The organism is Bradyrhizobium sp. CCBAU 45321 (genome assembly GCF_028128975.1).
Lineage (GTDB): Bacteria > Pseudomonadota > Alphaproteobacteria > Rhizobiales > Xanthobacteraceae > Bradyrhizobium > Bradyrhizobium yuanmingense.
Map to the genome: position 1 here is coordinate 485,844 of NZ_LFKZ01000128.1, position 10,733 is coordinate 496,576.

The window sequence follows — 10,733 nt, forward strand, 5'->3', positions numbered from 1 at the left end:
TCGGGACCTGCGCATGTTCGCACGGCTGCTATTGCGGAACACGGTGTTCGTCGTCGGCATGGGCGCGCTGCTGTTCGCGTGCGCCGGGACGCTGCATTGGCCGTCGGCCTGGGCCTTCCTCGCAACCTCCGTCCTGCTCGGCCCACTCTGCGGCTGGTGGCTCTACCGGACCGATCCGGCGCTGCTCGCCGAACGCCTGCGGCCGGTGCTGCAAAAGGATCAGCCCGCCGCCGACAAGATGTTCATGGCGCTGTTCATCGTCGCCATCCTGGCCTGGCTTGCCGTGATGGGGCTCGACCGGCGCGTTCGATCCTCAGACATGCCGACGGCGTTGCAGGTGCTCGGCCTCGGGCTATTCCTGGCCTCGACACTGTTCACCATGTGGGTGTTCCGCGAGAACTCGTTCGCCGCGCCCGTGGTGAAGCTGCAAGCCGAGCGCGCGCAGCACGTGATCTCGACCGGTCCCTACGCCTATGTCCGCCACCCCATGTACAGCGGCATGACCCTGTTCTTCACCGGCGTGCCGCTGCTGCTGGGATCGTGGTGGGGACTTGCGATGATGCCGCTCCTCCTCGCCTTGCTCGCGGTCCGCATCCCGATCGAGGAGCGCACGCTGCGCGAGGGCCTGCCCGGCTATGCCGATTATACGGCGCGGGTGCGCTATCGCCTCATCCCCGGCGTCTGGTGAACGCGCCAACTGCACGAAGCCGCTATCGATCCAGCTCGCGATAGCGGCGGAAGATGCCCTGCTCGTTGAAGGGAATGCGGCGCTCGCTTGCGAGATAGGCTTTGATGTTGGGCCGCGCGGCGATGCGCTCGTGCAGGCCGACGAGGCCCGGGACATCCTTCTCGAACGCCTTCATGCGCTTGGGGAAAGCATAACGCAGCCCATCGACGAGCTGGAACAGCGAGAGGTCGACATAGGTCAGGCGCCGGCCCGTCACGTAAATGCCGCCGCTCCCGGCGAGAAGCCGCTCGAAATAGCCGAGATATTTCGGCACGCGCTCGTCCCAGAAGTCGGCCGTGCGCTTCTTCGCTGGCGCCTTCTGATCCTCATAATAGAGCGAGGGCCCGAGCGGATGATGGGTGTCGTGGATCTCGACGACGAAGTCGGTGATCGTGAGCTGAAGCTGGTGCACCCAAAGCCTGCCGGCTTCCGTCTTCGGCGCAAGCCCATGGCGGGAGCCGAGATAGAGCAGGATGTTGGCGGTCTGGCCGATGACGAGCTTGCCCGCTTTCAGGAACGGCGGCGCAAAGGGCGGCGTGCCCTTCTGCGCATCCATCATCTTCATCATCGCGGCCGATCCGCGCGGACCGCGCGCGACATCGACGTAAGCGGCACCCGCCTCCTCCAGCGCCAGCCGCACATATTCGCCGCGGCCCTGGATCTCGGGCCAGTAGTAGAGCTCGTATTTCATGGGAGAGGTCCGTGAGCGTGGAGGCGATCGGACCAATGTAGCACGTGGCTGAAGGTTCCGTCAGCGTGAGGCAACGGCCGCGCAACCTGCCCGTCATTGCGAGCGCAGCGAAGCAATCCAGACTGCCTCTGCGGAAAGACTCTGGATTGCTTCGTCGCAAGAGCTCCTCGCAATGACGGCTGGAAAGAACTTAGCGCCCCAAACTCAATTCGTCGCGAAGCAGTACAGCAGACCGTCGCCGCCGGTGGTCTTCAAATCGGCCTGCGAGCAGCCGCCGTCGGGCCCGCGCGAGGGGTGAGAGCTGTTCCAGGATTTCGAGGGCTCATCGTCGCGCAGACCCCGGCGATCAAAATGGCCGACCATCGCGGCGCCTTGCGTGCTCGACGTCCAGTTCTTGCAGGTGCGATCGTCCGGCCCGGCGAACGCGGTGCCGTCCGGTTGCGATCCCGTGAGGATGTCGTGCCGGTTCGGCTGGTCGCCGGCACCATTGATGACCTCGCCCTTCTCGCTGAGCGCGGTCTGCTTGGTGAGATTGTTCCTCGCGCCGTGCAGCTCGGCGACGTCCTTGGCGATCACCGTGCCCTTGGCGTTCTGCCACGGCCCCTTGTCGATGCGATCCTTGGCGTTGATGGCCGGCTTGCCGTCGGCGGCCTGCGTCGACAGATAGGCGCGCCAAGTCTTTGTGCCGGCGCCGGCGGCTTGTGCAAGCTTCTGGCATTGCGCGTCGGCTCCTTCGAGACCGCCGAGATCGGCGCCCTTGCCGGGGCCGTTGGAGGTCACGAAGAAGGTCATGTCGGCCGACTGCGCCAGCGCCGATGGGGAAGCAAGCAAGACCATGGCCAGCGCTACACCGGAAATCGTCATGGATCTCTCGATACGGATCATCCTGTCCTCCCAACGTTGTTTTTGTTCGCCGCCTGACTTCAACCCGAGGCGCCCCCGCTTATTCCGATGCCGTGCTGCGAGAGGCCCAAAAGAAAAGGGCGCCGTGCCGAAGCACGACGCCCTGGTTCCTCATCTCGTCCGCGATCAGTTGGTCTGCTGAATCGCTGACAATTCCCAGCCTGTGCCCGGCCGGCGGGCGAAGGTCCAGATCTCGGTCGCCTCGCCCGGCTGCTCGCTGCCGGCGACGATTGCGCCGGTGTTGCGATCCACCGTCTTGTCGGTGAGCGCGAAGCGCAGCGCCACCGTGGCATAGTCGGTCTCGCCTTCGCGCCAGGCTTCCGCGAGGTCGCCCTGCAACAGCTTCACATCCGTGACCTTGTTGACCACATTGCGGGCGCGGTTCTGGGCGAGGTCCTGCTCGAAATAGGAGACCATTTCCGGCGTCGCGAGCGTGTGCAGCTTGGCCACGTCCTCGTTCGACCAGGCGGCCTGGACGTCGCCGAGCAGGCGCTCGAACGCCTCATAGTCGTCCGGCTTGATCTCGAGCGGCGCGTTGTTGGCGCCGAAGCCGAAGCCGCCGAGGCCGCCACCAAGGCCACCACCGAGACCGCTGCGATAGTTCGTCTGCGGTCCGGGCGCTGCGCCGGCCTCAGCATTGGCGTAAGCCGCCCGCGGAGCGTGACGGCGCTGCCACCAGGACATCGCCAGCCGGACCACGAGCACCACCAGCGCGATCTGGATGATCAGGCCGATGATCGAGGACAGGCCGCCGAGGCCGCCGAACAGGCCGCCACCGAACAGCATGCCGAGCAGGCCGGCGCCGAGGAAGCCGGCTGCAAGGCCGCCCATGAAGCCGCCGGCGCGGCCAAACAGGCCGCCGCGCGCCGGCGCGGTCGCCGCCGAGTTCATGCCTGCGCCCGGCTGGGTGTAGGTGCGGTTGAACTGCGAGGCCGAGCCGGGGGCGGTCGTGGTCGACGGCGGCGCCGAATAGGAGCGCGTACCGCGCGAACCGGACGACATGCCGCCACCCGCGCGGGCGTCGGCCGACGAGATCGTCAGCGCGGTCGGCAGCGCAAGCGCCAGAACGACGGCGATCGCGTTGAAGAATTTCCGGGAGCGAAGCGAGAAAGTCATGTGCGTTTCCCAAATCCCCGGCATGGGGACGTGCCCCTAAGATGGTCAGACTTCCCGAAAAGTGAAGCCGGTTTCGAAACTTGCGGCTGCGGCCCTCAGTCGCGGGGATGTGGCAAAAGCCCATATATGACAGGGGTTTTACGGGAACCATTGGAGGATGCTTACCGCCGGGTTTACGACCCGATTTCCGCTTTTCCCCGGGTCCGCGAGCCGAGCTGGCCCACCAGCCGTCATTGCGAGGAGAGCGGCAGGTCTCACCCCTGCTTCGTCATCGTCTCCTTCACCGCCGCCACCAGCTGGCTGAGCGTGAAGGGCTTTGGCAGGAAGTCGAACTGCTGGCCTTCGGGCAGGCTCTTCTCGAAGGCATCCTCGGCATAGCCGGAGACGAAGATGAACTTGATGTCGGGGTTCTTCTCGCGCATGGCCTTCAACAGCGTCGGGCCGTCCATCTCCGGCATGACGACGTCGGAGACGACGAGATCGATCGCGCCACTTTGCTCGTCCAGCACCTCCATGGCCTCGACGCCGTTCTCGGCCTCGACCACGGTGTAGCCGCGCGAGCGCAGGCCGCGGGCATTGAGCGCGCGCAGGCCCTCCTCGTCCTCGACCAGCAGGATGGTGCCCTGCCCGGTGAGGTCGGTACGCGGCTTCGCCTCTGCCGCCGCGGGCGCGGCTTCCTTCGCGGCGCCGCTGGTCGCGCCGATTGCGGCTGCGGGCTGCTCGACCTGCACCTCCGGTTCGGCGATGTGGCGCGGCAGGAAGATGTGGAACGAGGTGCCCTGCCCCGGCTCGGAATCGACGTAGATGAAGCCGCCGGTCTGCTTGACGATGCCGTAGACGGTGGAGAGCCCGAGGCCCGTGCCCTTGCCAACCTCTTTGGTCGAGAAGAACGGCTCGAAGATCTTGTCGCGGATGTCGGCGGGGATGCCGGTGCCGGTGTCGGCGACCTCGATGCGGACATAATCCGCGGCCGGCATGCCCTTATAGGCGAGCTTGCCCGAATCGTCGCTGGTGACGTTGGCGGTGCGGATGATCAGCTTGCCGCCGTCAGGCATGGCGTCGCGCGCGTTCACCGCGAGGTTGACGATCACCTGCTCGAACTGGGAGACGTCGACCTTCACCGGCCAGAGGTCGCGGCCGTGGACGAGGTCGAGCTTGACCTTCTCGCCGATCAGCCGGCGCAACAGCATGGTGAGATCGGACAGCGCGTCCCCGAGATCGAGCACCTGCGGCCGCAGCGTCTGCCGCCGCGAGAACGCCAGCAACTGCCGCACCAGGGTGGCGGCGCGCGTTGCGTTCTGCTTGATCTGCATGATGTCCTGGAAGGACGGGTCGGTCGGCTTGTGCGCGTTTAGCAGGAAGTCGTTCGCCATCATGATGGCGGACAGCACGTTGTTGAAGTCGTGGGCGATGCCGCCGGCGAGCTGGCCGACCGTCTCCATCTTCTGCGACTGGTTGATCTGGTTTTCCAGCGCGCGCCGCTCGGTGGTCTCGAGCATGTGCACGATGGCGGCTTCCGCCTCGGTCTCGGCCGAATCGACCGGCGTCACGAAGAACTGGCCCCAGCGTTCCTTGGCCCCTTCCAGCGCCACCTCGACCGGCGCGATGTCGGCCTTGCCTTCGGCGGCCTGGTTGATGGCCGCGATCAAGAGGTGCCGGTCGCGCGAATTGACCGCGCGGAAGATCGACTTGGAGGAGGTGTCGAGCCCCAGCGCCTGACTGAGCTTGGCGTAGCGCGCATTGGCTCGCACCACGTTGCCGGCGCGATCGACGGTCGCGATCGCCATTGGCGTGTGGTCGAAGAACCGCATGAAGCGCACTTCGGCGGCACGATCAGGGTCGCTGCGCTCGTCGCGGGCGCGGCTGATCACGAGCGTGCGCGAGGGCCCCGGCGCGCCGTCGGCGCCGAAGGCGAGCTTGTGATAGAGCCGCACCGGCATGGTCTTGCCGGTGCGCATGCGCAGGTCGATGTCGAACACCTCGGTCTTCACCTCGCCCGGCACCGCCACGATCGAGGTCAAGAGCGAAGCGCCGTCGCCGGAGACGATGTCGGTGAGCTTCAGGCCGCCGGAGCCGATCTCGGCGAGGTCGTAGTCGAGCCAGTTCGCCAATGTCGCGTTGACATAGGCGAGCTCGCCGGCCGGATTGACCGAGAAGAAGCCGCACGGGGCGTGATCGAGATATTCGATCGCGTGCTGGAGCTCCTGGAACACGTCCTCCTGGCGTTCGCGGTCGCGCGTGATGTCGGCGATCGACCACACCGCGTATTTCGCCTCGCGCTTGCCGGTGCCGAGCGGGCGCACGCGCATGCGCAGCCAGCGGCCCTGATTGCCGTCGTGGCCGGAGATGCGCACCTCTTCCTGCTGCCGCTTGCCCTCGCGGGCGGCCTTGAGCAGCCGGAACACGGCTTCCGAGACGTCGGGATTGCCGATGAAGACGCGCTCGACCGGGCGGACGTCCTGCGGGCCGGTGGCGCCGGTCAGCGTCAGATAGGCGGCATTGGAATAGACCACGTGTCCGCGCGCGTCGGTGACCGCGAGGCCGTCGAAGGCGTGATCGGAGATGCGGCCGATGACGGGATCGTCGAGATTGCGGTCGGCGAAGCGGATGATGCCGGCGGCGAAGGCGAACAGGTTGAACAGGCCGACCATCGCCAGCACGGCGAGGATACCGAGGATATAGGGCTGCGCCTGCGCGCGCCCGAGCGTCATCAGCCCGACGGCCACGGCGACGAGGCCGGCTGCCACCAGCAGCACCAGCGCAATGCTGCCCGAGCGCGGCGACGGCTCGTGCGCCGCAACGGGCTCGCGTGTGAGGTCGTGGTCGGTCTCGGCGGTCATTCTCGAGCTGGCGCAGCCTGTCGGCAGAGAATCAACGCGCCACCGGGCGCGTGGGGTCCTCCCTGCCTGAATCGGACCCTAAGGTGCAAGGGCAGCAAGGGCGAAAGGTACGCTGATTCCCAGATTACGGCCATTTCCGGTACTTTTCGGGCATCTTATCCCCGCCCGGCGCTGAATCCGCGCTTCAGGCGCATGACGTAGCCGATGACTTCGGCAACGGCATGGTAGTGCTCGGTCGGGATTTCCTGGTCGATGTCCACGGTGGCGTAGAGCGCGCGGGCCAGCGGCACGTTCTCCACGATCGGGATGTCGTGCTCGCGCGCGATCTCCCGGATCTTGAAGGCGAGATTGTCGACGCCCTTGGCAACGCAGATCGGCGCGGTCATGCCGCGCTCGTAGGACAACGCCACCGAATAGTGGGTCGGGTTGGTGATGATCACGGAGGCCTTGGGAACCGCCGCCATCATGCGTTTCTTGGCGCGCTGCTGCCGCAGCTGCCTGATCTTGCCCTTGATGTGGGGGTCGCCTTCGGACTGCTTGTACTCTTCCTTGATCTCCTGGAGCGACATCTTCTGCCGCTGGAACCAGCTTCGGTACTGGAAGAAATAGTCGGCGATGGCGACGATCGCCAGCGCGGCGACCACCGCGCCGAGCAGTTGGATGGTCATGCTGGTGCTGGCGCCGAGCATGGCGGCCGGATCGAGCCTGACCATCGCCTCCATGCGATGCCGCTCCGGCCACAGGATCATGGTCATGACCACGGCCAAGGCGACGAGCTTGCCGATGCCCTTGAGAAAATTGGCCGCCGCCTGTTTGCCGAAGATGCGTTTGAAGCCGGCGCCGGGCGAAATCTTGTTGAACTTGGGTTTCAGGGATTCGGCCGACCAAACCAGCCGGTGCTGCAGCATGTTGCCGGTAATGGCCGCCAGCACCAGCATCAACAGGGGCACGCCGACCGCGGCAAGCACGGCGAGCTCGATCTGCTGCATCAGCGCGAGCAGGGCCTTGCCGTCGGTCTTGATCATCCAGGAATTGGCAAGCAGGTTGCGCATCGGCGTCAGCAGCCCGCTGCCGACCGAGCCCGAGAAGGTAGAGACGACGAGCGTGCCGCCCGCCATCATGAACCAGGTGTTGATCTCCTGGCTCTTGGCGACGTCGCCGCGTTCGAGCGCATCGTCGAGGCGCTTTTGCGTCGGGTCTTCTGTTTGACTTTCGGGATCGTTGTCTTCGGCCACCGATCGATCCCCCTCACTTGAGCGGCATCATCTGGTGCATGACACCGATGAAGTAGTCGAGAAAGGTGCCCATCATCGCGGTGAGCACCACGGCAAGCACCAGGAAGCCCGCGAAGATCGACAGCGGCACGCCTACGAAATAGACCTGCATCTGCGGCATCAGCCGCGCCAGCACGCCCAGTCCGATATTGAAGACGAGGCCGAACACCAGGAACGGCCCGGAGAGCTGCAAGCCGAGGCGGAACGCGGCGGAGAAGGCGCGCGTTGCCAGCGAGGCGACGTCGCCGCTCGACACGGTCTCGCCCGGCGAGAAGATCCTGTAGCTGTCGTTCAGCGCCGCGATCACCAGATGATGGCTGTCGGTGGCAAACAGCAGCGTCACGCCCAGCATGGTCAGGAAGTTGCCGACCAGCACGCCCTGCTGGCCCTGCGTCGGATCGACCGAGGTGACGAAGCCGAGCCCCATCTGCTGCGCGATCACGGATCCCGCAACCTGGAGCGCCGACAACGTCACGCGCGCGGTCGCGCCGAGCACGATGCCGATCGCGATCTCATGCAGCATCAGCACCAGCAGCGGCGCCAGCGAGCCCATGTCGACCTGATAGGCGTTGCGATGTAGCGGCAGGATGATCAGCGTGAGCAGCAGCGCGATCGACAGCTTGATCCGCGTCGGGATGTTGGTCTCGCCGAGGCCGGGCAGCAGCATCACCATCGCGCCGACCCGGGCGAAGGCGAGCATGAAGGAAGCGGCGAGCGCCGGCAGCAGCGAGACGTCGATGCGCATAATTCACGCATAGTGCCTCAGCCGCCTATGATTCGCGACGATATCCGCAGCATGTGGGCGTGCATCGAATCGGCCATGAACGGCAGCGCCAACAGCATCGTGGCAAAGATGGCGAGGATCTTCGGCACGTAGATCAGCGTCTGCTCCTGGATCTGCGTCAGCGCCTGGAACAGCGACACGATGACGCCGACCACGAGGCCGACCACCATCAGCGGCGACGACACGATCACGATGGTCCAGATCGCATCGCGCGCGACGTCGAGGGTCTCGGGTCCGGTCATTTGGAGGTTCCGATGGGGTTAGAGGAAGGCGCGAGAAGCGAGTAGCGAATGGCGAGTAGCGGATGGTGGCCAGAGCTGGCCATTCGCCATTCGCCACTCGCTTCAAATCAGATCGGCATCTTCATGATGTCTTCATAGGCCGCGATGACACGGTCGCGGACCGAGACCAGTGTGGACACCGCGACATCGGTGTCTGCGACCGCCGTAACCACGTCCATCACGTTGGCCTTGCCGGAGGCCATTGCCACGGTCTGCGCGTCGGACTTGCGGCCGGATTCCACGACGCTGCCGACGGCGTCCTTCAGCAGCGCGGCGAAGGATTGCCCGTTCGGTTCGCTGCCCTTGCCGGCGCCGGTGTTCTCGAGCACGCGGGCGAGGCTGGCGTAAGCATTGGCGGCGATTGTCGGTGATGCCATGGCTTAAATGTCCTGTTCAGCTCTTGAGGATGTCGAGCGTGCGCTGGATCATCCGGCGCGTCGCACTGATGATGTTGAGGTTGGCCTCGTAGGACCGCTGTGCGTCGCGCATGTCGGTCATCTCGACCACCGAGTTCACGTTGGGATATTTGACGTTGCCGCTGGCATCCGCCGCCGGATTGTTCGGCTCGTATCTGACGCGGAAGGCGGACTGGTCGGGCTTGATCCTGCCGAGGGTGACGACCTGCGCGTCGAGCGTGCGGTCGAGCGCGGATGAGAAGGTCGGCACCTTGCGCCGGTAGGGATCGCCGCCGGCAGTCTGCGCCGTCGAATCCGCATTCGCGATGTTCTCCGAGATCACCCGCATGCGGCCGGCCTGCGCGCGCAGGCCCGAGGTCGCGATTGCCATGGAGCGGGCGAAGTCGCTGCTGTCATTTGCCATGATCCGCCTCCTTTAGGGCCTAACCTTTGCCGATCGCGGTCTTCAGCAGGCGCAGGCTCTTCGAATAGAGCGAGGTCACCGCCGCGTAATCCATCTGGTTGCTGGCGGCCTTCATCATCTCCTCCTCGAGATTGACGGCATTGCCGGCCGGGCGGGTCTCGAAGCCCGCATTCTTGTTCTGGTCGAAGGCGGAAGGGGCCCCCGACGGCGCCAAATGCGAGGCGCTGGTCCGGGTCAGGACCAAGGGCCCCATGGACCCCGTGACGGTGCCGGCCTTGTCGAACTTGGGCTCGACCAGGTCGCGCGGCCGGAATTTCGGCGTGTCGGAATTGGAGACGTTCTCGGACAGGACGCGCTGGCGCTCCTGATGCCACTGCATCTTGGTGCGAAGCACCGACAGTTCCGGAATATCGTTGATGGACATCGTCGCGGCCCCCTCCGCCCCGACGGACCCTAGGGACCGCCGCTAGGCAGAATTTGCCGCCTGTATGGTTAACAGCTGGTTAAGGACCGGTCGTGATGCATGTCCCCAGCCGAAACTGATTCTTGCGCCCCGCCATTCGACGCCGCGAAAAGTGGCATTAACCCAGCCGTTTGGCGAGACGTGCACAGGGCAAGAAGTCGTTTTGGATCGGGCGATTCATGGGTTATTAAGAGTTGGGGACGGCAAAACTTGCCGTGGAACGTTAATAAATCGCAGTTTGGGGCATCGTCCGCCGGTGGTCGATTCGACTGACCATGGGCACGAAAAAAGCGCCATTTGTCGGGGACAAGTATGCAAGGCAGCCCTATCACCTTCATCGTCGCGTTCATCGTCGTTCTGGCGTTGATCGGCGTCGCTGCATGGCTGGTTCGCCGATTCGCCGGAAGCCGCATCGGCGCCAACACCCAGCGCGGCCGGATGCCCCGCCTCGCCGTGATCGACGCCGCCGCGGTCGACGGCCGGCGCCGCCTGGTGCTGGTCCGGCGCGACAATGTCGAGCATCTGCTGATGATCGGCGGCCCGACCGACATCGTCGTCGAGCCCAACATCGTTCGCGCCGCGCCCAGCCGCGACCAGATTCCGCAACGTCCGAGTGCCGCCGAACCGCCGCGCCTTGCCCCCCTGCCCGATGCCGGCGGCTGGGCCGACGACGCGCCGCGGCCCGAGCTGCTCGATCATCCCGAACCGCAAATGCCCGAGCCACCGCCGCGGCCCGCGCGGCCATCCTTCGCCGACGAAGTGCGCCGGCCTGCGCCTGCACTGGCCGAACGCCGCAGCGAGCCGGCTCTTGGCGGCTTTACGCCGGAGCCGATCG

12 protein-coding genes are annotated in these 10,733 nt (G+C 65.6%); 2 read left to right on the forward strand and 10 right to left on the reverse strand.

Features of this window, described 5'->3' with window-relative positions; all coding sequences use genetic code 11:
• The first annotated feature begins 13 nt into the window (after positions 1-13).
• On the forward strand, positions 14-688 hold the full coding sequence (locus ACM43_RS29820) for a methyltransferase family protein (RefSeq protein WP_271545061.1): 675 nt from the start codon (positions 14-16) through the stop codon (positions 686-688).
• Positions 689-710: 22 nt separating this feature from the next.
• Here the strand turns inward: ACM43_RS29820 and ACM43_RS29825 are convergent, their stop codons facing one another.
• From ACM43_RS29825 to flgB, 10 genes are all read right to left on the reverse strand, one after another.
• A complete protein-coding gene (locus ACM43_RS29825; RefSeq protein ID WP_057030310.1) occupies positions 711-1,418 on the reverse strand; it encodes a glutathione S-transferase in 708 nt (235 codons plus the stop codon).
• A gap of 204 nt (positions 1,419-1,622) precedes the next feature.
• Positions 1,623-2,303: a lectin gene (locus tag ACM43_RS29830; protein ID WP_271545067.1), complete on the reverse strand. Its 681-nt coding sequence runs from the start codon at positions 2,301-2,303 to the stop codon at positions 1,623-1,625.
• Positions 2,304-2,447: 144 nt separating this feature from the next.
• Positions 2,448-3,461 (reverse strand): Tim44 domain-containing protein, encoded by a 1,014-nt coding sequence (locus ACM43_RS29835; protein WP_128264483.1) that lies wholly within the window; start codon positions 3,459-3,461, stop codon positions 2,448-2,450.
• A 230-nt stretch (positions 3,462-3,691) separates the two neighbouring features.
• Positions 3,692-6,277, reverse strand: coding sequence for a cell cycle histidine kinase CckA (gene cckA / locus ACM43_RS29840; RefSeq protein ID WP_271545069.1), 2,586 nt, complete (start codon positions 6,275-6,277; stop codon positions 3,692-3,694).
• A 155-nt stretch (positions 6,278-6,432) separates the two neighbouring features.
• Complete coding sequence (gene flhB, locus ACM43_RS29845) at positions 6,433-7,512, reverse strand: flagellar biosynthesis protein FlhB (RefSeq protein WP_271545070.1); 1,080 nt, start codon at positions 7,510-7,512, stop codon at positions 6,433-6,435.
• A gap of 13 nt (positions 7,513-7,525) precedes the next feature.
• Positions 7,526-8,296, reverse strand: a complete 771-nt coding sequence (fliR, locus tag ACM43_RS29850; RefSeq protein ID WP_157280795.1) for a flagellar biosynthetic protein FliR — start codon at positions 8,294-8,296, stop codon at positions 7,526-7,528.
• 17 nt (positions 8,297-8,313) lie between these two features.
• Positions 8,314-8,577, reverse strand: a complete 264-nt coding sequence (gene fliQ, locus ACM43_RS29855; protein ID WP_025037372.1) for a flagellar biosynthesis protein FliQ — start codon at positions 8,575-8,577, stop codon at positions 8,314-8,316.
• 107 nt (positions 8,578-8,684) lie between these two features.
• Entirely contained in the window at positions 8,685-8,993 is a 309-nt protein-coding gene (gene fliE, locus ACM43_RS29860; protein WP_036043790.1) for a flagellar hook-basal body complex protein FliE, read from the reverse strand.
• Positions 8,994-9,009: 16 nt separating this feature from the next.
• Positions 9,010-9,435, reverse strand: coding sequence for a flagellar basal body rod protein FlgC (gene flgC, locus ACM43_RS29865; protein ID WP_036013073.1), 426 nt, complete (start codon positions 9,433-9,435; stop codon positions 9,010-9,012).
• A gap of 19 nt (positions 9,436-9,454) precedes the next feature.
• Entirely contained in the window at positions 9,455-9,859 is a 405-nt protein-coding gene (gene flgB / locus ACM43_RS29870; RefSeq protein WP_271545076.1) for a flagellar basal body rod protein FlgB, read from the reverse strand.
• Between the two features lie 351 nt (positions 9,860-10,210).
• On the opposite strand from flgB, the gene ACM43_RS29875 reads away from it, so the two are divergent.
• Positions 10,211-10,733 (forward strand): flagellar biosynthetic protein FliO (locus tag ACM43_RS29875; protein ID WP_271545079.1); only part of this gene is annotated, 523 nt, incomplete at its 3' end.